The organism is Streptomyces herbicida (assembly GCF_032656585.1).
Taxonomy (GTDB): domain Bacteria; phylum Actinomycetota; class Actinomycetes; order Streptomycetales; family Streptomycetaceae; genus Streptomyces; species Streptomyces herbicida.
The window spans coordinates 1-21531 of record NZ_JAUYWJ010000023.1 but is presented as its reverse complement, the minus strand read 5'-3'; the positions used below and the strand labels follow the sequence as shown (position 1 = coordinate 21531).

Genomic DNA, 21531 nt, shown 5'->3' with positions numbered 1-21531 from the left:
GGTTACGGATCTAGTACGGCGCCCGCATCTGGGCGTACCCGAGCAGGACTATCACCGCGGCGACACAGCCGAGGACTATTGCCGTGGACACCCACGACGAGCGGCGGGGCCCCACCGAGTCCGGGTCGGCGCGGAACGGTGCCGGGTCCGGGGGGTTCTCCTTCCAGCGGGCGGCGAGCATCCGGGCCCGGGCGGAGGGCTCCTTGTGCTCGGCGGAATTCGCCCACCTGTGGTCGAACTCCCGCTCCCAGTCGTCCTGTTCAGTCATCCCCGTTCAACCTCTCTCGTCCGACAGAACCAAGGAGGATGATCCCCCGAGAGTAGGAAGCCTGGGAAGCGCGGAAGGTTGCCCGGGATGCCGAGTGGACGGCGGACCACTAGCATCTGAAGGAGAGAGAGCCGCAGTGCGGGGTACGCCCTACGCTGGCGTAATCCCTGCTCACCAGGGAAAACCGACAGCGCTGCTCCTGGTAGATCAGGCGGCCAGACCTACGACCGCGCCGAACTTTTCACTCTGAGGTCGCGGCCATCCGATTCGTGCTGCGAATACCGCACGAGGGGTGGAAGGAAGGTACGTCCATGAAAGCACAGCGTGCTAGGCGTCTCGTGGCGGCGTCCGCCGTCGGTGTGCTGCTGGCCGGCGGCACCACCATCGCCACGGCAGGAACGGCCTCGGCCGCCACTCCGACCCAGGTCACGACCAACCGCGGCTGCTTCAACGGCGGCTGGTGGAACAACTGTGGCTTCGGCTTCGGCAACTTCGGTGGCTTCGGCTTCGGCAACGGCTTCAACAACGGCTTCAACACCGGCGGCGTCGTAGTGATCCTGGTCGGCTGACAGTCGGCTGACAAAGGCGGTGTGACTCACCAAAGCACCCCAGCGCACGGCTGAGGGCCGCCACCTGCAGTGTCGCAGGCGGCGGCCCTCAGCCACTTACTCAGGCGTCTCTACGGACAGACGTCTTTACACGTCGAAGTAGAGCTCGAACTCGTGCGGGTGCGGACGCAGCTGCAGCGGAGCGATCTCGTTCGCGCGCTTGAAGTCGATCCACGTCTCGATCAGGTCGGACGTGAAGACGTCACCGGCGAGCAGGAACTCGTGGTCGCGCTCGAGCGAGTCGAGAACGGCCGGGAGCGAGGTCGGGACCTGCGCGACGTTCGCGTGCTCCTCGGGAGCCAGCTCGTAGAGGTCCTTGTCGATCGGCTCGGCCGGCTCGATCTTGTTCTTGATGCCGTCGAGGCCCGCGAGGAGGAGGGCCGAGAAGGCGAGGTACGGGTTGCCGGAGGAGTCGGGCGCGCGGAACTCGACGCGCTTGGCCTTCGGGTTGGAGCCCGTGATCGGGATGCGCATCGCGGCGGAGCGGTTGCGCTGCGAGTACACCAGGTTGATCGGAGCCTCGAAGCCCGGGACCAGACGGTGGTAGGAGTTCACCGTCGGGTTGGTGAAGGCCAGCAGCGACGGGGCGTGCTTGAGGATGCCGCCGATGTAGTAGCGGGCGGTGTCCGACAGGCCCGCGTAACCGGCCTCGTCGTAGAACAGCGGGTCGCCGTTGCTCCACAGCGACTGGTGCACGTGCATGCCCGAGCCGTTGTCACCGAAGATCGGCTTCGGCATGAAGGTCGCCGTCTTGCCGTTGCGCCAGGCGACGTTCTTCACGATGTACTTGAAGAGCTGGAGGTCGTCCGCGGCCGCGAGCAGCGTGTTGAACTTGTAGTTGATCTCGGCCTGGCCGGCGGTGCCCACCTCGTGGTGCTGGCGCTCGACCTTCAGGCCTGCCGCCTCCAGCTCCAGGGAGATCTCGGCGCGCAGGTCGGCGAAGTGGTCGACCGGCGGGACCGGGAAGTAGCCGCCCTTGTAGCGGACCTTGTAACCACGGTTGTCCTCGAGGGCACCGGTGTTCCAGGCGCCGGCCTCGGAGTCGATGTGGTAGAAGGACTCGTTCGCGCTGGTCGCGAAGCGGACGGAGTCGAAGACGTAGAACTCGGCCTCGGGACCGAAGTACGCGGTGTCCGCGATGCCGGTGGAGGCGAGGTAGGCCTCGGCCTTCTTCGCCACGTTGCGCGGGTCACGGGAGTACTGCTCGCCCGTGATCGGGTCGTGGATGAAGAAGTTGATGTTGAGCGTCTTGTCACGGCGGAACGGGTCGACCCGGGCGGTCGACAGGTCCGCGCGCAGCGCCATGTCGGACTCGTGAATGGCCTGGAAGCCACGGATCGAGGATCCGTCGAAGGCGAGCTCCTCGTCCGGGTCGAACGCCTCGACGGGCACGGTGAAGTGCTGCATGACGCCCGGCAGGTCGCAGAAGCGGACGTCGATGAACTTGACGTCCTCGTCTGCGATGAACTTCTTGGCCTCGTCGGCGTTCTGGAACATCCAGCTCCTCCTACTCCCGACCGTCCTCGCCGGGGTGGTAGTTCGTTCGTGCGGCCAGTGCGGTGGCACACGCTGTCCCCGACCCTAGGGACGGGTGATTTCTCGGGCGTGACCCATTTGTTTCGCAGAAGTTAACCGGCTTCGGTTCCACGGTAGCTCCGACACACCCCGCCGTGCCCCCGGCTTCCGAGGGCGCAGTACCGTGGACGCGTGGACAACAGGCAAGCAATGGGATCGTGGCTTTCCGGGCCGCGTGCGGCCATGGAAGACGCCGGTGCCGATTTCGGATACCGCGGCGAACAGCTCGGTCTGCCGGAGGAGGGGCCGGGTTCGATCGCGCGCCCGGGGCGCCGGCTGGGGGCGCTGGCTGTGGACTGGGGCCTGTGCCTCTTGATCGCATACGGGTTGATCACCGACAGCTATAACAAGGCGGCGCAGGTCTGGGCGCCGCTCATCCTGCTCGTGCTGCTGGTCCTCACCCTCGGCACGGTCGGCTCCACGCCGGGCAAGCGGCTGTTCGGGCTGCGTGTCGTCGCCCTGGACACCGGCCGGGTGAACCCGCTGCGCGCGCTGCTGCGCACGGTCCTGTTCTTCCTCGCCATCCCGGCGCTCGTCTGGGACCGCGACGGCCGTGGTCTGCACGACCGGCTGGCCGGGACGGTCGAGGTCCGTATCTAGCGGCTTTCCAGCGGCGGTGGGACGACCCTCCAGCCGACTCTCCAGCGGCCGTACGACGAAGGGGGCGCCCGGTGATTCCGGGCGCCCCCTTCGTCGTACGGCCAGGGGAGTCAGCGGGCCTTGCCGCCCTTGGGCATCCGCATGCCCTTGGGCATCGGACCCTTCGGCAGCGGCATGTTGCTCATCAGGTCGCCCATCGCGCGCAGCCGGTCGTTGGTGGCGGTCACCTGCGGGCCGGTCAGGACGCGCGGGTACTTCAGCATGGCCGTGCGCAGCTTCTTCAGCTCGACCTGGCCCTCGCCCGTGCCGACGATCACGTCGTGCACCGGGACGTCCGCCACGATGCGGGCCATCTTCTTCTTCTCGGCGGCGAGCAGGCTCTTCACCCGGTTCGGGTTGCCCTCGGCGACCAGCACGATGCCCGCCTTGCCGACCGCGCGGTGCACCACGTCCTGGCTGCGGTTCATCGCGACCGCGGGGGTCGTCGTCCAGCCCCGGCCGATGTTGTCGAGCACGGCCGCGGCGGCACCCGGCTGGCCCTCCATCTGCCCGAACGCGGCCCGCTCGGCCCGGCGGCCGAACACGATCGCCGCCGCGAGGAACGCGAGCAGCAGGCCCAGGATGCCCAGATAGATGGGGTGACCGATCAAGAAGCCGATCGCGAGGAAGACACCGAAGGTGCCGATGCCGACAGCCGCGAGCACAAGACCGATCGCTTTGTCGGCCTTGCGGGTCATCTTGTACGTAAGGGCGATCTGCTTCAGTCGCCCTGGGTTCGCAGCGTCCGCTGCGGTTTCCTTCCTCGCCATGCCACGAAGTCTACGTGGCCCCGGGAGTGCCCACGACGGCAGTCCCGGAGAGGGGACGTCAGGAGCGGGTGGCTGCCTGCTCCAGGACGCGCTGCGCCTCGACCCGGTCCTTGGCGCGACGGCGGTCCTCCAGGACCGAGGTCCAGGCATTGCGGCGGGCGGTGCGCTGGCCGCCGCTCATGAGCAGGGACTCGACGGCACGGAGTGCGTCGGTGAAGGTGGGGATGGCGGTGGCGCGGACGGGCGCGGCCTGCATGGTGGAGGTCCCCCTCGACGGCGTCGGGTACGGGTGTACGAACTGTGATACCAGGGTCACTGATTGGTGTTACCAGGGTGTGACTGACCGGTCAAACGCCAATGAAGCCTTGATGGGGCGAGGGTGGAATGCATACGCGGCCCTGACCGGCGTCCTATCTGCGAGGACGGTCAGGGCCGCGTCTTCTCGGTCATTACTGGCGAGTAGTAACTAGTGCGCGAATTCACACGCTTGCCCCGCACCCGTATGGCGCAGGGGTGACGACGTGTCAGACGGCCTGGGCGGCGATGTAGGTGCCGCTCCGCTGCGGAGCGCCTGACTGACGCTGTTCGACGGCCATCCGGTACAGGCGCCCGGCGCGGTACGAGGACCGGACCAGCGGGCCGGACATCACACCGGAGAAGCCGATCTGCTCGGCCTCCTCCTTCAGCTCCACGAACTCCTGCGGCTTGACCCAGCGCTCCACCGGGTGGTGACGCACGGACGGGCGCAGGTACTGCGTGATGGTGACCAGCTCGCAGCCGGCCTCGTGCAGCTGCTTCAGCGCCTCGCTGACCTCCTCGCGGGTCTCGCCCATGCCGAGGATGAGGTTCGACTTGGTGACGAGACCGTAGTCGCGGGCGGCGGTGATGACCTTCAGGGAGCGGTCGTAGCGGAAGCCGGGGCGGATCCGCTTGAAGATCCGGGGCACCGTCTCGACGTTGTGCGCGAAGACCTCGGGCCGGGCGGAGAAGACCTCTTCCAGCTGCTCCGGGACGGCGTTGAAGTCGGGGGCGAGCAGCTCGACCTTGGTCCGCCCGGCCTCGCGCCCGGCGGTCTGCCGGTGGATCTGGCGCACGGTCTCGGCGTACAGCCAGGCGCCGCCGTCCTCCAGGTCGTCGCGGGCGACGCCGGTGATGGTGGCGTAGTTCAGGTCCATGGTGACCACGGACTCGCCGACGCGGCGCGGCTCGTCACGGTCGAGGGCCTCGGGCTTGCCGGTGTCGATCTGGCAGAAGTCGCAGCGCCGGGTGCACTGGTCGCCGCCGATGAGGAAGGTCGCCTCGCGGTCCTCCCAGCACTCGTAGATGTTCGGGCAGCCGGCTTCCTGGCAGACCGTGTGCAGACCCTCGCTCTTCACGAGCTTCTGCATCTCCGTGTACTCGGGACCCATTTTCGCCCGCGTCTTGATCCACTCGGGCTTGCGCTCGATGGGGGTCTGGCTGTTGCGGACCTCCAGGCGCAGCATCTTGCGTCCGTCGGGTGAGACTGCGGACACGACCGGCTCCCTGTAGCTTCGATTCTTCGGCGTACACCAGGGTACGCCCGTGCTTGTTGGGACCTTCCCGTGAGGCCAACCTCACCTCGACGGGGTCCATTCCCAAGATCAGGCGGTCGCCTTCTCGATCACCCGCGGCTTCGGATCGGCATTCTCGAGGACGTCCTTCAGGTGCCGCTCGACCGTCGGCAGGATCTCCTCGACCGAGATCTCCCGGCCCAGTTCGCCCGCGAGGGAGGTCACCCCCGCGTCCCGGATGCCGCACGGGATGATCCGGTCGAACCAGGCGTTGTCCGGGTTCACGTTGAAGGAGAAGCCGTGCATCGTGACGCCCTTGGCGACGCGGATGCCGATCGCGGCGATCTTGCGGTCCTCGCGGCGCTGGCCGGCGTTGGAGGGGGCGTACTCCGGGCCGTTCAGCCGGGGGTCGAACTCCTCGTCGTTCAGCCTCGGGTCGAAGTCCAGTCCGCCGAGCGCCGGCCGCTGCTCGACGGGGTCGCCGAGCACCCACACGCCGCTGCGGCCCTCGACCCGGGTGGTCTCGACGCCGAACTCGGCGCAGGTGCGGATCAGTGCCTCCTCGAGGCGCCGGACGTGCGCGACCACGTCCACCGGGCGCGGGAGCTTCTGGATCGGGTAGCCGACGAGCTGTCCCGGGCCGTGCCAGGTGATCTTGCCGCCGCGGTCCACGTCGATGACCGGCGTGCCGTCGAGCGGCCGCTCGTTGTCCTCGGTGCGGCGGCCCGCCGTGTAGACCGGCGGGTGTTCGAGCAGCAGGACGGTGTCGGGTACCTCGTCCGCGAACCGCGCCGCGTGCACTCGGCGCTGCTCGTCCCAGGCCTCCTGGTACTCGACGGCCTGTGCGCCGAACCCCATGCGGACGAACCGCAACTCACTCACGGCAAGTGCCTCCCTCGGCGACGGGTGTGTCAGGCATGTAATGCGCCCAAGCCACTGTACGACCGGTCCGCTCACGTCAGCCCAGGGGGCAATCCTCACACGATCGGATGAATGAACTACGAAGTGTGCAACTGACTGCTCACTCTCCGCTACATTCGCGCCGTTCACGAGGCCATAAGGGCTGCTCACAGGCAATCCGGGCACTTCAAAGGCCTGGAAGGCAGGAGACCGCACCGCAGATGACGGAACGACCCGCGCAGCGCACTCCCAATCGCCAGCTCGCCGCGCTCATCGCAGAAGCGGGATTCTCCAACGCAGGTCTGGCCCGTCGCGTCGACCAGCTCGGCCTCGAACACGGGCTGGATCTCAGATATGACAAGACATCCGTGACTCGGTGGCTGCGCGGGCAGCAGCCCCGGGGCACCACGCCCGCGCTCATCGCCGAGGTCTTCACACGCCGGCTCGGGCGCCGCCTCACGGCCCAGGACCTCGGCCTGGACGCCTGTGCGCCGGTGTACGCCGGGCTGGAGTTCGCGGCCACCCCCGAGGAGGCCGTCGACATCGTCAGCGGGCTGTGGCGCAAGGACTCCGGCAGCCATGCCGAACTGCGCAAGATCGCCTTCACCCCGGCGGGTCTCGTCGTGCCCAGCAGGGACTGGCTGATCGGCCGGGCCGACGACCGGGTGGCCCGCGGTGAACCGCTGCCCAAGGTGCCCCCACAGGGGCGGCCCGCCGTGCCGCGCCCGCGCGGCACGGCCGAGCGCGGGCCCGGCCAGAAGGTCACCGGGGGAGACATCGCCGCGCTGCGCTCGGTCGGTGAGCTCTTCCGTACCCTCGACGACGCCTACGGCGGCGGACACGCCCGCCAGGCCCTCGTTCGCTACCTGGAGCACGAGTGCGAGCCGATGCTGCGCGGCACCTACGGCGAGCAGACGGGCCGCCGCCTGTTCGCCGCGGCCGCCGACCTGACCCGGCTCGCCGGCTGGACGTCGTACGACATCGCCGCGCACGGACTCGCCCAGCGCTACTTCGTGCAGGCGCTGCGGCTCGCGCAGGCGGCGGGGGACCGGACCTACGGCTCCTACGTCCTGGTCACCATGAGCCGCCAGGCCGTCTACCTCGGGCACGGCCGCGAGGCCGTCCAGCTGGCGCGGGTGGCGCAGCAGGGGGTCGGGACCACCGCCCCGCCCGTCGTGCAGGCGCTGCTGCACTCCGCGGAGGCCCGCGCGCACGGCGTGCTCGGCGAGGTGCGGGCCTGCACCGGCGCGCTGGTCCGCGCCGAGCGCGCCCTGGAGGCGGCCCGGCCCGGCGACGAGGTGCCGTACTGGGCGCGCTTCTTCGACGAGGCGCAGCTCGCCGACGAGTTCGGGCACTGCCACCGCGATCTGCAGCAGTTCCGCGCCTGCGCGCAGCACGCGGAGCGCTCGCTGCAGCTGCGCGCCCCGACGTTCGCCCGCAGCCGCCTCTTCTGCCGTGTCGTCCTCGCCACCGCCCGCCTCGGTCTCGGCGAGCTCGACCAGGCCTGCACGCTGGGCGCGGAGGCGGCCGGACAGGCGGTGGAGATGCGTTCGGTGCGGGCGCTCGAGTACGTCAAGGACTTCGAGCGCCGTCTTGAGCCGTACAAGGACGCGGCACCGGTACGGGGCTACCGGGACAAGGTGGCGGCTCTCGGGTGAGCGCCGGCTAGGCGGCGCGCTTCATCGCGGGCAGCGGGTCCGCCCGGTGCAGCGAGCCCGCCGCGCCCAGGTCCGCCAGGATCGCGGCCGCGGCCCGGTGGGCCGAGTGCAGGGCGCCCTGGACGGTGCTGGTGTCGCGGTGGTCGCCGCACACGTAAAGGCCCGCCAGGAGCCGTACCGGGCGGCGCAGATCGTGCGGTGGGCGCATCACCGGGACGGCCTCGGCGGTGTGGTGCACGGCGAGGGTCTCCCAGCGGCGGGTCGAGGTGCCGTACAGCCGGGACAGGTGCATCCGTACGGCCGTGTCGACCCCTTCCGGGGGGGTGCCGAGGACGGTCGACGAGACGAGCGCCCGGCCCGCGGGCGCGCGGCTCGGGTCGACGGCGCTGACCATCGCGGTGTGCGCGACCGGGCCGCCGCGGTCGGCGTCGAGCAGCAGCGAGGCGCCGGTGCCCAGGGGCTCGTCGGTCGTGTGGTGCACCACCGTCACCGGGTGGAAGTCCGGCACCCGCAGACCGGGCAGCAGCACGGCCGCGGCCCGCGCGTCGGTGGCCAGCAGCACGGCACGGCAGCGGATCTCGCCGTGCTCGGCGGTGGTCACCGAGGTCGTGGAGATCGAGGTGGCCCGGACCCCCGTGTGCACGGTGCCGGGCGGCAGCGCGCGGGCGAGCAGTTCCGGCAGCGCCTCGGCGCCGCCCTCGGGCACGCTGAGCCGCCCGCTCGCGAAGGCGCGCAGCGCCAGGTCGGCGCACCGGCTGGACGTCCGCAGCTCCGGGTCGCACAGCAGGGCCGCGAGCAGCGGGCGCAGGAAGCCGTCGATCGTGCGGGCAGGCACCCCGCGAACGGCGAGCGCCTGCGCGGCGGGCAGTTCGGGGCGGGCCAGGATGCGCTCGACGGGGGTGGCGGCGATCCGGGCGAGAGCCACCCCGAGCCGGGCCTGGTCGACGGCGCTGCCCATGGGCGCGCCCGTGCGCACGGGCGACGCGGCCGAACCCCTGGGAGCGCTCGCCAGGGCGCGCACCGCGTGGAGTGCGCCCCTTGCGCTCCCTCCGCCCGCCGGAGCGCCCGCGCGGTGCCGGCGTCCGTCGTGGTGCAGCAGGACGCCCGGGGCGAAGGGGCGCAGAACGAGGGCCTCGAGCCCTGGTGTCAGGCGTAGCTCGGGATAGGAGGTGGACAGGAGCTGTCCGATCCGGTCGAGCCGGAAGCCGTCGACCTTCTCCGTCGACATGCGGCCGCCCACGTAGGGGGCGGCCTCCAGGACTGCGGTCGTTACGCCCGCGCTGGTCAGCCGATGAGCCGCCGACAGTCCGGCGATTCCGGCTCCCACGATGACGACGTCCGCCTGGTACACGGGCTCAAGCACGAGGCCCCTCCTCGATGTTGCGCGGCCGGTGGAGACGTGATGCCCCCAACTGGCTCCAGGGATACCCGAGTTCGGGTCGAGGTTAGGGCCGTGATCGGTCAAGGACAGTCGCGCACCGACAGAGCACGGTCGCACGACGGTCGCATACAGTCATTTCTTGGCTACGCCAGGGCCGCGCGGATCGCGTCCTCGATTCCCGGGAAGGCGAACACGAAACCCGACTCCAACAGCCGCTTCGGCAGCACCCGTTGGCTGCCGAGCACATCTCCCGCCATCTCGCCCAGCACGGAGCGCAACACCTGCGCCGGGACCGGGAGGACGGCCGGCCGGTGCAGCACCCGCCCCATCGCCGCCACGATCTCACGGTTGGTCAGGGGCGTCGGGGCGGTCAGGTTGAACGGCCCGGACAGGTCCTCGGTGTCGATGAGATGGCGGATCGCGGCCACCTCGTCGTGCAGCGCGATGAACGACCAGTACTGCCGCCCGTCCCCCATCCGTCCGCCGAGCCCGGCCCGGAACAGCGGGAACAGCCGAGCCCAGGCACCGCCCTCACGGGCCACCACCAGCCCCGTGCGGACGAACACGGTCCGTACGCCGGCTTCCTCCGCCGGCGCCGCCGCCTCCTCCCACTCCACGCACAGGGAGGGCAGGAAACCGTCCCCGGGCGCCGCCGTCTCGTCCACGGCACGGTCTCCCGTGTCGCCGTAGACGCCGATCGCGCTGCCGCTGACGAAGACCCGCGGCGGCTCGTCCAGCGCGGCGACCGCCTCCGCCAGCGCCGCCGTGCCGAGCACCCGGCTGTCCCTGATCCGCCGCTTGTACGCGTCCGTCCAGCGCCGGTCGCCGATCCCGGCGCCCGCGAGGTTGACCACGACGTCACAGCCGACCAGCCCCGCCGTGTCCACGTACTGCCCCTCGGGGTCCCAGCAGACCTCCGCCGCGCCGCGGGCCGCACGGCGGACCAGTCGCACCACCTCGTGCCCGTCTGCGACCAGGGACCGCACCAGAGCGCTGCCGATGAGACCGGACGCGCCGGCCACCGCGATTCGCGAACGTTCCATGAGTCCATCCTGCCCTGCCGCGTCTAAGGTGTCCGTCATGCCGGATCCGTACATACGCACCGCCCTGCCGGACGACGACGAGGAGTTGAAGCTCCTGGACAAGGCCACCTGGTCGCATCTGCACGCGGTGATGCCCGAGCCGCAGCCGCCCTACGATTCCTTCTTCAGCGAGCGCCACGGCGCCGACGACACGCTGGTCGCCGAACTCGACCGCCGCATCGTCGGCTACATCCGCCTCGGCTTCCCGACCCCGCTCGCCGCGAACGCGCACGTACGGCAGATCCAGGGGCTGGCCGTCCACGACGACGCCCGCGGCAGGGGTGTCGGCCGCGCGCTGCTCCGGGCCGCCGTCGACGAGGCCCGCCGCCGCGGCGCCCGGCGCGTCACGCTGCGCGTCCTCGGGCACAACACCCCCGCGCGGGGGCTCTACGAGTCGGAGGGATTCGTGGTCGAGGGCGTGCTCCCGGGGGAGTTCCTGCTGGCGGGGGAGTACGTGGACGACGTGTTCATGGGGCGCTCCCTCTGACCCCTGACCGCCCCGCGGCCGACCCCTACGACGTGACCAGGTCCCCCGTGTCCACCGGCGCCGTCGCCGCGGCCGCGCGCCGTGCATCGGGAGCCACCTCGTCCGCCGTCAGGACGTAGCCCGTCTCGTCGTCGGAGGTGGAGCGGGCGAAGACCACGCCGTACACCCGGCCGTCCGTGGTCAGCAGCGGCCCGCCGGAGTTGCCGGGGCGGACCGTCGAGCGGATCGAGTAGATCTCACGGGTCACCGTGGCGTCGTTGTAGATGGTGCTGCCGTCCGCCCGCACCCGGTTCGCCACGGTCGCCGCCTGCAGATTCAGATCGCCGTCCTGCGGATAGCCCGCGACCACCGCCGAGTCCCCGCGCCCGGCTTCGTCGTCGAACCGCAGCACGGGCGCCCGGAGCCCGGGCACGTACAGCACCGCCACGTCCCTGTTCGGGTCGAAGAGCACCACCCGGGCCTCGTACGACCGCCCGACACCGCCGATCCGCACGCTCGGGCGGTCGATGCCGGCCACCACGTGGGCGTTGGTCATCACATGCTCGCGCGCGTATACGAAGCCGCTGCCCTCGCGGCCCTGGTTGCCGGCGGCACCCTCGATCTTCACCGTGCTCGTCCTGGCGGCATCGGTGGCGCGCGCCGTGACGCTGTCGCCGGAGGGCTTGGCGACCTCCGCCGTCGACTCGTTCTCGAACGGGTTGAAGACCTGCGGGAAACCCGCCTCCGTGAGCGCGGACGTGGCCCGCGAGAACCACGAGGGCGTGGTGTCCGGCATCGCGTCCTGCACGGCACCCAGCAGCGCCGAGTCCCGTATGGCCGTCGTCACCACCGGGGACGAGGAGGCGCCCAGCACACTCGCCGCCACCCAGGCCACGATCAGCACCGCGAGCGAGTTGGCCGCCGCCCCGCCTATCCCGTCCGCCACCCGCAGCCCGTCCCGGCCCGTGCGGTCCAGCTCACGCCGCAGCCGCAGCGCCAGCCGCCCCGCGAGCTCGTGTCCCACCACCGCCGGGACCAGCACCGTCAGCACCGCGGTCACCGTGGCCGCCGTCGACCCCCGCGCGACCAGGTTCATCATCCACGGCAGCACCCACACCCCGAGCACCGCGCCGCCCACGAACCCGGCCAGCGACACGCATCCGGCCAGCAGTCCGCGCCGGTAGCCGGACCCCGCGTACACGAGGATCACCAGCGCAAGGAGGAGGTCGAGCAGGTCCACGGAGCCGCCTTTCTCTCGGAACCCCTAGTACGAGCAGGACGGGCCCAGTGATCAGTCGGACGAGCGTGACTCCCGGAACCGGCCACGCACGCATGTACCTCCAAAAACGCCTCGGACCAGGACGATGGTTCCACCAGGTGGCACATCGCACATCGCGGACGGAGTGGATCACACCCACAGTGGACCGCATGCGTTTCCTGCGAAGAACGCCAGGGCCGGGGTGGTGGCGCGCCGTGCGCCTGCCCGGCCCCGTCCTGGTGCTGCTCGGCTGTCTGCCCGGCCTCGCCGCCGTCCTCGCCCTGGTACTGAGCGTGCGCGGCGTCGACCGCCCGGCCGCCCCGGCCCGGCCCGCACAGCCCGCGGCGGTCGGCCCGGCGCCGTACCGGGCGGCCAAGCCCCGCATCGTGCCGCGGGAGGTCTGGCTGGACGGCAGCACGGCGCGCACCCAGCCGCCGCCGCGGTACGACGACAAGGTCCTCGCGGTCTTCGTCCACCACACCGACTCGCCCAACGGCTACGACTGCGCCGACGCGCCCCGCATCATCCGTCACCTCTACGCGGGCCAGACCGGCGTCCGCAGCTGGGACGACATCGGCTACAACTTCCTCGTCGACCGCTGCGGCACGATCTACGAGGGCCGCGCGGGCGGCGTCGACCGGGCCGTCACCGGTGCCCACGCCCAGGGCTTCAACCACCGCACCACGGGCATCGCGGCCATCGGCACCTTCACCGCGGGGGCATCCGTGCCGCGGGCGATGACCGACGCGATCGCCGCCGTCGCCGCCTGGAAGCTCGGCTCCGCCGGCATCGACCCGCGCAGCCGGGTCCGGCTGGTCTCCAGCAACGGCCTCAGCCGCTATGAGGCTGGCACCACCGCCACGCTCCCCGCGCTCGCGGGCCACAACGACGGCTACATGACGAGCTGCCCGGGCGCGGCCCTGACCGCCCGGCTCCCGGAGATGCGGGAGACGGCGGCCCGCCTGCAGGGCAGGACGTCCACCGGATGGCCGCCATTGGAGGGCAGGACGCCCACAGCAACCCCATAGGCGGCCCGCAGGCCCCTCAGATCCCCGCGTCCTACGGTCAGGGCAACACAAGACGACTCGAGGTGGGGATCATGAACGGCAGTCGTAGCGGGGACACCCCGGAGAACGCCGGCTGGGCCAAGGCCGCGCGCAGCCCCTGGGCGGTCGTCTGCGCGGTCGCGACGGTGATCCTCGGCCCGGCCGCGGTCACCGCATCCGCCCTCGACCAGGCCAACAGGGCACCCCTGCACCACGCGGTGCGGGCCGACCGGGCACAGGCATACATCCCGACGGACACCGGCGGCCGCAGGCGCACCGCTGCCTGACGCTCACCGGAGGGAAATCACTCCCTGAACCGCTCCCACAGCTTGGGGTACCGCTCCGCGAGCACCCGCTCGGTCTCGAAGTCGACGGGCGCCCCCTCCGGTTCGGAGGGCGCGGGCGCGATGCCCAGGTCCGGGGCGACGGTGCCGGTGAGCTGTTCGTACGCCTCGTCCGCGGCGTAGCCCAGCTCCTCGCCGTCCCCGTCGATCTCCTCGTCGAACTCGCCGAGCAGGTCGGCCAGCGCGTCCGGGTCGTGCAGGGCGCCCTCGAAGACGTCCCGGCCCTGACCGATCAGCCAGCACCGGAAGAAGTCGAAGGCGTCGTCGCTCGCCCCGTCGAGCAGCACCCAGGCCGCACCCCACAGGTCCCAGCGATAGGCCCTGTTGTAGCGGGACTCGAAGTGACGGGCGAAGTCCAGGACCGACTCCGGGTCCAGCGTGAGCAGCCGCTCCACGAGCAGGTCGGCCTGCTCCTCCGGGTCACCCTCGGCGGCCTCGCGGGCGGCGTCCACCAGCTCCCAGAACTCCGACTCTTCCATCACGGGTCAAGCATCGGGCCTGAGCGGGTGGGGCGCACGTGGAGTGCGGCGGATTGTTATCGGCCGTAGAGCTCCGCCTGCCGCGCCGCGTCCCGGGCGAACCGCTCCCGCAGGGCGGCGGGGGCCAGCACCTCCACCTCCGGGCCGAGCGCCATGAGCTGGGTGTGCGCGACCTCCTCCGACTCCACCGGCAGCGTCGCGGTCACCCACCCCTCGTCGTCCGCGTCGCCCGCGCTGTGCAGTGCCTCGCGCGCGGACACGGGATCGACGACGTACGCCAGCCTGCGCACGCCCTGAGCGGACAGCCGTACGACGACCTCGGCCCGCAGGATCGACCGCGCGAACCCCTCGGCCTGCGCCGCCCAGAAGCCGGGCAGCTCGAACGCCTCGTCACGGACGAAGCGGGTGCCGTGGTCGGCGACGGCGGTGATCCGGTCGATGCGATAGGTCCGGAAGCCGCCGCGCGCACGCGCGTCGCCCCGGCCCCGGACGCCGCCGACGTCGCGCGTGCCGGGGCCCGGCACGCCGCTCGCGTTGCATGCGCCGCCCCGGATGCCGCCCGCGTTGCGTGCGCCGCCGCCCCCGATGCCGCCCGCGTCCCGCGTGGCGCCGAAGCCGTCCGGCCCCTCCGCGCCGTCCAGGCCACCCGGACGACCCGCGTTCGGCCCGTCCAGGCTGCTCGCGCTGCGCGGCCCGTCCGCGCTGCCCGTGTCGTCCCGGCCATCTGCGTCGCCGAGACGGTCCGCATCGCTGAGGCCGCCCGCGCCGCACCGGCTGTCCGTGCCGCTCGTTCCGCCCAGACGACCTGTATCGCCCGGGCCGTCCAGGCTGCTCGCATTGCGCGGCCCGTCCGCGCTGCCCGCGTCGGCGAGACGGTCCGCTTTGTCGTCCAGGCTGCTCGCGTTGCCCGGGTCACCCGGAGAACCGGCGTCGCCCAGGCTGCTCGCGTTGCCCGGGTCACCCGGAGAACCGGCGTGGCCCATGCCGCTCGCCTTGCCCAGGCCGTCCGCATCGCTCAGGTCGCCCGCGCTGCCCATGCCGCCCGCATCGCCCAGGCCATCCGTGCCGCTCGCGTCGCCCACGCCGCGCGTACCCGTCGTACTGTGCACCCCGGTCGCGCCGTCCTCGTCGTCCGATGGCAGGACCCGCGCGCACAGATACCAGACGCCCGCCTTCAGCACGAGGCCGTACGGATCGAGGGTTCGTTCCACCTCTCGATCGCCGCGCCGGTAGCGGGCCGTGAGGCGGTGGTCGGCCCACACCGCCTCCGCAATTGCGGGCAGCAGCGTCGGTGTCTTTGGCTCGCGGAACCAGGCGGGTGCGTCCAGATGGAACCGCTGGGCAGCCGTGCGGGACGCGTCACGCAAAGAGGGGAGGAGGGCCGCCGACACCTTCAGCCGGGCCGCCGAGGCAGCGTCCTCCAGGCCCATCTCTCGCAGCGCTCCCGGCACCCCGCTCAGGAACAGCGCCTCCGCCTCGCTCCGGGCGAGCCCGGTGAGCCGGGTCCGGTACCCGCCGATCAGCCGGTAGCCGCCGGCCCGCCCTCGGTCCGCGTAGACCGGCACCCCCGCCTCCGACAGCGCCTGTGCGTCCCGCGTCACGGTCCGCTCCGACACCTCCAGCTCGCGGGCGAGCTCGGCGGCGGTCATGGAGGGCCGGGACTGGAGCAGCAGCACCATCTTGATCAGCCGGGCAGCGCGCATACGGCCATGATGCCGGGCCCCACCGACAACGAGGGGGCACGGCAGGTGCCGTACCCCCTCGCGCGTGCGCCGTCCTTACAGGCCGTACTTCTCCCGCGCTTCCTTCACCGCGGTCACCTTGACCTCGCCCCGCTTCGCGAGCTGGGCCAGGGCCGCCACCACGATCGACTGGGCGTCGACGCCGAAGTGACGGCGGGCGGCCTCACGGGTGTCCGACAGGCCGAAGCCGTCGGCGCCCAGCGAGGACCAGTCCTGCTCGACCCACTGCGCGATCTGGTCCGGAACCTGGCGCATGTAGTCGGAGACCGCGAGGACCGGGCCCTCGGCGCCCTGCAGCGCCTGCCGGACGAACGGCACCCGCTCCTCGCCGCGCAGCAGGGCGGCGTCCGCCTCCAGCGCGTCGCGGCGCAGCTCGGTCCAGGAGGTCGCGGACCACACGTCGGCCGCGACTCCCCACTCCTCGGCGAGCAGCTGCTGCGCCTGAAGCGCCCAGTGGATCGCCGTACCGGAGCCCAGCAACTGGATGCGGGGGGCGTTGGCCGCCGGGGCGTGTCCCGCCGACTCCGCCGTGTTGAAGCGGTACAGACCCTTGACGATGCCCTCGTCGATGCCGGGGCCCGACGGCTTCGCGGGCTGCGGCAGCGGCTCGTTGTATACGGTCAGGTAGTAGAAGACGTTCGGGTCCTCACCCGGCGCCGTCTCGCCGTACATGCGGCGCAGACCGTCCTTCACGATGACCGCGATCTCGTACGCGAACGCCGGGTCGTAGGTGAGGGCGGCGGGGTTCGTCGCCGCGATCACCGGCGAGTGGCCGTCGGCGTGCTGCAGGCCTTCGCCCGTCAGCGTCGTACGGCCCGCCGTCGCCCCGACCAGGAAGCCGCGGCCGAGCTGGTCGCCGAGCTGCCACATCTGGTCGGCCGTGCGCTGCCAGCCGAACATCGAGTAGAAGATGTAGAAGGGGATCATCGTCTCGCCGTGCGTCGCGTACGCGGTCGACGCGGCGATGAAGTCGGCCATCGAACCGGCCTCGGTGATCCCCTCGTTGAGGATCTGGCCGTTCTTGGCCTCCTTGTAGTACATCAGCTGGTCACGGTCGACCGGCTCGTACGTCTGTCCCTTGGGGGAGTAGATCCCGAGGGACGGGAACAGCGACTCCATACCGAAGGTGCGTGCCTCGTCCGGGACGATCGGCACCCAGCGCTTGCCCGTCTCCTTGTCGCGGACCAGGTCCTTGACCAGGCGGACGAAGGCCATCGTGGTGGCCACGTTCTGGGAGCCGGAGCCCTTGTCGAAGGAGGCGAACGCCTTCTCGGCCGGGGCCGGCAGCGGCGCGAGCGGGTGGACCCGGCGGGCCGGGGCCGGGCCGCCGAGGGCCGCGCGGCGCTCCTGGAGGTAGCGGACCTCGGGGGAGTCGGCGCCCGGGTGGCCGTAGGGGACCACGCCGTCGGCGAACCGCGCGTCGGAGATCGGCAGCTCCAGCAGGTCGCGCATCGTCTTGAACTCGTCCACCGTCAGCTTCTTCATCTGGTGGTTGGCGTTCTTCGACGCGAAGCCCTGGCCGAGGGTGTGGCCCTTGACCGTCTGGGCCAGGATCACGGTCGGCGCGCCCTTGTGCTCGACGGCGGCCCTGTACGCGGCGTACACCTTGCGCGCCTCGTGACCACCGCGGGAGAGGTGGAAGCACTCGAGGATCTTGTCGTCGCTCAGCAGCTTCGCCATCTCGACGAGCGCCGGGTTGGCACCGAAGAAGTCCTGGCGGATGTAGGCGGCGTCGCGGGTCTGGTACGTCTGGATCTGGGCGTCCGGCACCTGGCGCAGCCGGCGTACGAGCGCGCCGGTGGTGTCGAGCGCGAACAGCTCGTCCCAGGCGCTGCCCCACAGGCTCTTGACGACGTTCCAGCCGGCGCCGCGGAACTGGGCCTCCAGCTCCTGCACGATCTTGAAGTTGGCGCGGACCGGGCCGTCGAGGCGCTGCAGATTGCAGTTGATGACGAAGGTGAGGTTGTCCAGCTCCTCACGCGCGGCGAGCGCGAGGGCCGCGGTCGACTCCGGCTCGTCCATCTCACCGTCGCCGAGGAAGGCCCAGACGTGGGACGCGGAGAGGTCCTTGATGCCGCGGTTGGTGAGGTAGCGGTTGAAGCGCGCCTGGTAGATGGCGGAGAGCGGGCCGAGGCCCATCGACACCGTCGGGAACTCCCACAGCCAGGGCAGGCGGCGCGGATGCGGGTACGACGGCAGGCCGTTGCCGCCGGCCTCCTGGCGGAAGTTGTCGAGGTGCGCCTCGTCCAGCCGGCCGTCGAGGAAGGCGCGGGCGTAGATGCCGGGGGAGGCGTGGCCCTGGATGTAGAGCTGGTCGCCCGAGCCGTCGGCCTCCTTGCCCTTGAAGAAGTGGTTGAAGCCGGTCTCGTACAGCCAGGCCGCGGAGGCGAAGGTGGCGATGTGACCGCCGACGCCGTACTTGCTGCCGCGGGTCACCATCGCGGCCGCGTTCCAGCGGTTCCACGCGGTGATCCTGCGCTCCATCTCCTCGTCACCGGGCGCGGCGGGCTCGGCGGCGGTGGGGATGGTGTTGACGTAGTCGGTCTCGATCAGCTTGGGCAGCGAGATGCCGTTGCCCTCCGCGCGCTCCAGCGTGCGGCGCATCAGGTACGCGGCACGGTGCGGCCCGGCTTCCCTGGCCACCGCGTCCAGTGAGGCCTGCCATTCGGCAGTCTCCTCGGGGTCGCGGTCCGGGAGCTGGTCGAGCTCGCTCGGCTGGATGGCGTAGGGGTCGGTCATGTCGCCGCCTTCCTCAGTCGAAGGGGGTTCCCTCATCGGTAAGGGTTCGGGGGTGCCCTTGGTCTTTGGCAGGACAGGGCGTGGACTCGGGTGCGGTGTCGTTTTACGACTCCGTCGCGTGCCCGTCGGCGACTGTAACTCGCTGATCGATGATCGATCAAAGGGTTGAGGGGGAAAACCTCTCGATTTCGAGAAAGTCGGCACCCGGTGCCTTTGAGGCAGGCACCGGGTGCCGCATCAGCAGGGGGTTTTCGCAGGTGAGCGTGGGTGTGCTCGGCTGCTTCAGGCGCGCGGGGCGCAGCCCAGGACGTGGGCCTTCACGATGTCGGCGATCCGGGGGTCGCGCCGGCGGAAGGCGGCGACCAGCTCCTCGTGCTCCTCGGCGTACGACTGCTGCACCGTCCCCAGCCAGCGGATCGACAGGGCCGTGAAGACCTCGATGCCCAGGCCTTCCCAGGTGTGCAGCAGCACCGAGTTGCCGGCCGCACGGACCAGCTCGCGGTGGAAGCCCACCGTGTGCCGCACCTGGGCCGTGCCGTCGGCATTGCGGTCGGCCTCGTACAGGGCCGCGACATGGGGCTCCAGGGCCGAGCAGTCCTGCGCCAGCTTCGCGGCCGCCAGTTCCGCCGCGATCGCCTCCAGGCCGGCCCGCACGGGGTAGCTCTCCTCCAGGTCGGCCGCCGTCAGGTTCCGCACCCGCACGCCCTTGTTCGGCGCGGACTCGATCAGCCGGAGCGACTCCAGCTCGCGCAGCGCCTCCCGCACCGGGGTCTGGCTGACCTCCAGCTCGGTCGCGATCCGCCGCTCCACGATCCGCTCGCCCGGCTTCCAGCGACCGCTCACGATTCCCTCCACGATGTGCTCGCGGATCTGTTCGCGCAGCGAGTGGACGACGGGCGCGGTCATGAGGGCTCCTTAGGGAGGGGCCGCAGGCCCCCGGGGCGTTTGACGTTTAGACAATAAGGCCGGACCGCCGTCGGGGAGGGGCGCACGGGGGCGCTTTCATGCAGGTGAGACGAGACTTACACGCTCTCGGGGCGGCTTGTTCCGTAAAGCCCCGTACCGGGCGGGCCGCGGAGCCGTAACCGCCGTGTCACCACCGGGCCACCGGCAGAACCCCCGGTGCCCGATCCGTGTCGCGGTCGGCAGAGGGGTTCCGGCAGGGGCACCCCTGGGCACCACTGGGGGACGGAATGGACATCGGGGGACGGGCCGGCTGGGCGGTCGTCGCGGTCGCCTTGGCGGCGGTCACGGGAGTCACGGCGTGCCGGCCGATGAGCACGGGCGCGCACCGGCCGGGGCACACCAAGGCCGGCAAGGTGAAGAGCACGGCGGCCTCGGCCGCGGGGAGTACCGCGGTCCTGGCCGGCCGGGGGCAGCCCGCCGGCCACGGCGGCGCCTGCGTCTTCGTCAAGCCGGACGGCGCCCAGAAGTTCGGCCATGTCGGCTGGGGCTTCCGCATCACCGGCACGAACACCTGGGAGTACGGCGCGGTCGAGAACCCCACCAACAAGCTCTACACCCCGCCCGGCGGGGGCATCGGCGCCTGGCACGCGCGGGGGTCGTACGACCGCATGCTCAGCGACATGTCCCGCGACGCCTTCTATCCCGGCAAGTCGACCCATCCGTACAGCCGTTACCGCTGCACCTCGTCCTCGACGAGCGACGTTCGGTCGGCCCGGAGGATGATCCGTACCGTCGAGGGCCGCGGCTTTCTCGTGGGCGTCGATCCGAAGACCGGGGAGCTCACCTCGCGGGACTGCCTGGACGCCACCTACGACGTCCTGAAGGCCTACCGCACCGAGGACCTCACCCCCGCGCCCCGCCTCTACATCCCCAACGTGTGGGTGGAGACGCTGATCACCTGGTCCGACGCGCGGCTGACGCCCAGGTGATACGACGGTGCCCCGCCCGGAGAGGCTCCGGGCGGGGCACCGTACGGCACTGACAGAGGCTTACAGCCCGAGCTCGACCTCGAACTCGCCCGCCTCCAGGATCGCCTTGACCGCCGTCAGGTAACGGGCCGCGTCGGCGCCGTCCACCAGACGGTGGTCGTAGGAGAGGGTCAGGTAGGTCATGTCGCGGACGCCGATGACCGTGCCCTCCTCGGTCTCGATGACGGCCGGACGCTTGACCGTGGCACCGATGCCGAGGATCGCCACCTGGCCCGGCGGCACGATGATCGTGTCGAAGAGCGCGCCGCGCGAACCGGTGTTGGAGATGGTGAAGGTCGCGCCGGACAGCTCGTCGGGCGTGATCTTGTTGGCACGGACCTTGCCCGCGAGCTCCGCCGTGGCCTTGGCGATGCCGGCGATGTTCAGGTCGCCCGCGTGCTTGATGACCGGGGTCATCAGGCCCTTCTCGGAGTCCACCGCGATCCCGATGCTCTCGGAGTCGAAGTAGGTGATCGTGCCCTCGGCCTCGTTGATCTTGGCGTTGATGACCGGGTGGGCCTTCAGCGCCTGGGCCGCCGCCTTCACGAAGAACGGCATCGGGGAGAGCTTGACGCCCTCGCGCGCGGCGAACGAGTCCTTGGCCTGGGCGCGCAGCCGCATCAGGCGCGTGACGTCGACCTCGACGACCGACGACAGCTGGGCCTGCTCGTGCAGCGCCTTGACCATGTTGTCGCCGATGACCTTGCGGATGCGGGGCATCTTGACGGTCTGGCCGCGCAGCGGGGAGACCTCGAGGGTCGGCGCCTTCTTGGCCGGAGCGGCAGCGGCGGCCGGAGCCGGAGCAGCGGCGGCGGCCTTCGCGGCCTCGGCGGCGGCGATGACGTCCTGCTTGCGGATACGACCGCCGACGCCGGTGCCCTTGACGGTGGCCAGGTCGACGCCGTTCTCGGCGGCGAGCTTGCGCACCAGCGGGGTCACGTAGGCGCCCTCGTCACTGGCGGTCGCGGCCGGAGCCGGGGCGACCGGGACCGGGGCCACCGGGACGACCGGCGCCGGAGCGGCGGCGACCGGAGCGGGAGCGGCCGGGGCCGGAGCCGGGGCGGCCGGAGCCGCGGGCGCCGCCGGGGCGGGCGCCGGGGCGGCCGGGGC

20 protein-coding genes and 2 pseudogenes are annotated in these 21531 nt (G+C 71.4%); 7 read left to right on the top strand and 15 right to left on the bottom strand.

Annotated elements, in window-relative coordinates; genetic code table 11:
* Nucleotides 1-10 precede the first annotated feature (10 nt).
* Entirely contained in the window at nucleotides 11-268 is a 258-nt protein-coding gene (locus Q8A52_RS37220) for an SCO2583/SCO2584 N-terminal domain-containing protein (protein ID WP_316759852.1), read from the bottom strand.
* Between the two features lie 311 nt (nucleotides 269-579).
* Here Q8A52_RS37220 and Q8A52_RS37215 point away from each other — a divergent pair, with 311 nt between their 5' ends.
* Nucleotides 580-837, top strand: coding sequence for a hypothetical protein (locus Q8A52_RS37215; RefSeq protein ID WP_316759849.1), 258 nt, complete (start codon nucleotides 580-582; stop codon nucleotides 835-837).
* A 126-nt stretch (nucleotides 838-963) separates the two neighbouring features.
* Here Q8A52_RS37215 and glnA read toward each other — a convergent pair whose 3' ends face one another.
* On the bottom strand, nucleotides 964-2373 hold the full coding sequence (gene glnA / locus Q8A52_RS37210) for a type I glutamate--ammonia ligase (protein WP_316759846.1): 1410 nt from the start codon (nucleotides 2371-2373) through the stop codon (nucleotides 964-966).
* Between the two features lie 210 nt (nucleotides 2374-2583).
* Between glnA and Q8A52_RS37205 the strand changes: the two genes are divergently transcribed.
* Nucleotides 2584-3051 (top strand): RDD family protein, encoded by a 468-nt coding sequence (locus tag Q8A52_RS37205; RefSeq protein ID WP_316759843.1) that lies wholly within the window; start codon nucleotides 2584-2586, stop codon nucleotides 3049-3051.
* Between the two features lie 110 nt (nucleotides 3052-3161).
* On the opposite strand, the gene Q8A52_RS37200 is transcribed toward Q8A52_RS37205, so the two are convergent.
* The 4 genes from Q8A52_RS37200 to lipB all read right to left on the bottom strand — a co-directional run bounded on the left by Q8A52_RS37200 (nucleotide 3162) and on the right by lipB (nucleotide 6274).
* The gene (locus Q8A52_RS37200; protein WP_316759840.1) at nucleotides 3162-3860 is read right to left on the bottom strand and encodes a DUF4191 domain-containing protein; all 699 of its coding nucleotides are present in this window, start codon (nucleotides 3858-3860) and stop codon (nucleotides 3162-3164) included.
* Nucleotides 3861-3918: 58 nt separating this feature from the next.
* Nucleotides 3919-4116: an SCO2195 family GlnR-regulated protein gene (locus Q8A52_RS37195; RefSeq protein WP_066992994.1), complete on the bottom strand. Its 198-nt coding sequence runs from the start codon at nucleotides 4114-4116 to the stop codon at nucleotides 3919-3921.
* A 268-nt stretch (nucleotides 4117-4384) separates the two neighbouring features.
* Complete coding sequence (gene lipA, locus Q8A52_RS37190; protein ID WP_316759837.1) at nucleotides 4385-5374, bottom strand: lipoyl synthase; 990 nt, start codon at nucleotides 5372-5374, stop codon at nucleotides 4385-4387.
* Between the two features lie 108 nt (nucleotides 5375-5482).
* On the bottom strand, nucleotides 5483-6274 hold the full coding sequence (gene lipB, locus Q8A52_RS37185; protein WP_316759834.1) for a lipoyl(octanoyl) transferase LipB: 792 nt from the start codon (nucleotides 6272-6274) through the stop codon (nucleotides 5483-5485).
* Nucleotides 6275-6513: 239 nt separating this feature from the next.
* Between lipB and Q8A52_RS37180 the strand changes: the two genes are divergently transcribed.
* Nucleotides 6514-7950 carry a regulator gene (locus tag Q8A52_RS37180; protein ID WP_316759832.1) on the top strand — a complete coding sequence of 479 codons (1437 nt, stop codon included), beginning with the start codon at nucleotides 6514-6516 and terminating at the stop codon, nucleotides 7948-7950.
* Nucleotides 7951-7957: 7 nt separating this feature from the next.
* Here Q8A52_RS37180 and Q8A52_RS37175 read toward each other — a convergent pair whose 3' ends face one another.
* Both Q8A52_RS37175 and Q8A52_RS37170 read right to left on the bottom strand, forming a co-directional pair.
* Nucleotides 7958-9313: an NAD(P)/FAD-dependent oxidoreductase gene (locus tag Q8A52_RS37175; RefSeq protein ID WP_316759829.1), complete on the bottom strand. Its 1356-nt coding sequence runs from the start codon at nucleotides 9311-9313 to the stop codon at nucleotides 7958-7960.
* A 161-nt stretch (nucleotides 9314-9474) separates the two neighbouring features.
* Nucleotides 9475-10374: a TIGR01777 family oxidoreductase gene (locus tag Q8A52_RS37170; protein ID WP_316759826.1), complete on the bottom strand. Its 900-nt coding sequence runs from the start codon at nucleotides 10372-10374 to the stop codon at nucleotides 9475-9477.
* 37 nt (nucleotides 10375-10411) lie between these two features.
* On the opposite strand from Q8A52_RS37170, the gene Q8A52_RS37165 reads away from it, so the two are divergent.
* Nucleotides 10412-10900, top strand: coding sequence for a GNAT family N-acetyltransferase (locus tag Q8A52_RS37165; RefSeq protein WP_316759823.1), 489 nt, complete (start codon nucleotides 10412-10414; stop codon nucleotides 10898-10900).
* Between the two features lie 25 nt (nucleotides 10901-10925).
* Here Q8A52_RS37165 and Q8A52_RS37160 read toward each other — a convergent pair whose 3' ends face one another.
* Complete coding sequence (locus Q8A52_RS37160) at nucleotides 10926-12119, bottom strand: MarP family serine protease (protein ID WP_316759821.1); 1194 nt, start codon at nucleotides 12117-12119, stop codon at nucleotides 10926-10928.
* A gap of 188 nt (nucleotides 12120-12307) precedes the next feature.
* Here Q8A52_RS37160 and Q8A52_RS37155 point away from each other — a divergent pair, with 188 nt between their 5' ends.
* On the top strand, nucleotides 12308-13165 hold the full coding sequence (locus Q8A52_RS37155) for a peptidoglycan recognition protein family protein (protein WP_316759819.1): 858 nt from the start codon (nucleotides 12308-12310) through the stop codon (nucleotides 13163-13165).
* Between the two features lie 71 nt (nucleotides 13166-13236).
* On the top strand, nucleotides 13237-13470 hold the full coding sequence (locus Q8A52_RS37150; protein ID WP_316759816.1) for a hypothetical protein: 234 nt from the start codon (nucleotides 13237-13239) through the stop codon (nucleotides 13468-13470).
* 17 nt (nucleotides 13471-13487) lie between these two features.
* Here the strand turns inward: Q8A52_RS37150 and Q8A52_RS37145 are convergent, their stop codons facing one another.
* From Q8A52_RS37145 to Q8A52_RS37125, 5 genes and pseudogenes are all read right to left on the bottom strand, one after another.
* The gene (locus Q8A52_RS37145) at nucleotides 13488-14006 is read right to left on the bottom strand and encodes a DUF4240 domain-containing protein (RefSeq protein WP_316760204.1); all 519 of its coding nucleotides are present in this window, start codon (nucleotides 14004-14006) and stop codon (nucleotides 13488-13490) included.
* Nucleotides 14007-14062: 56 nt separating this feature from the next.
* Nucleotides 14063-14467: pseudogene (locus tag Q8A52_RS37140) on the bottom strand (WYL domain-containing protein); the annotation flags it as partial.
* A 681-nt stretch (nucleotides 14468-15148) separates the two neighbouring features.
* Nucleotides 15149-15709: pseudogene (locus Q8A52_RS37135) on the bottom strand (helix-turn-helix transcriptional regulator); the annotation flags it as partial.
* A gap of 75 nt (nucleotides 15710-15784) precedes the next feature.
* Nucleotides 15785-18487, bottom strand: a complete 2703-nt coding sequence (gene aceE, locus Q8A52_RS37130; RefSeq protein ID WP_316759813.1) for a pyruvate dehydrogenase (acetyl-transferring), homodimeric type — start codon at nucleotides 18485-18487, stop codon at nucleotides 15785-15787.
* A 282-nt stretch (nucleotides 18488-18769) separates the two neighbouring features.
* Nucleotides 18770-19393: a GntR family transcriptional regulator gene (locus Q8A52_RS37125; RefSeq protein WP_316759810.1), complete on the bottom strand. Its 624-nt coding sequence runs from the start codon at nucleotides 19391-19393 to the stop codon at nucleotides 18770-18772.
* A 287-nt stretch (nucleotides 19394-19680) separates the two neighbouring features.
* On the opposite strand from Q8A52_RS37125, the gene Q8A52_RS37120 reads away from it, so the two are divergent.
* Nucleotides 19681-20382 carry a hypothetical protein gene (locus Q8A52_RS37120; RefSeq protein WP_316759807.1) on the top strand — a complete coding sequence of 234 codons (702 nt, stop codon included), beginning with the start codon at nucleotides 19681-19683 and terminating at the stop codon, nucleotides 20380-20382.
* Between the two features lie 60 nt (nucleotides 20383-20442).
* Here Q8A52_RS37120 and sucB read toward each other — a convergent pair.
* On the bottom strand, nucleotides 20443-21531 hold a 1089-nt coding region (gene sucB / locus Q8A52_RS37115), incomplete at its 5' end, for a 2-oxoglutarate dehydrogenase, E2 component, dihydrolipoamide succinyltransferase (protein WP_316759806.1).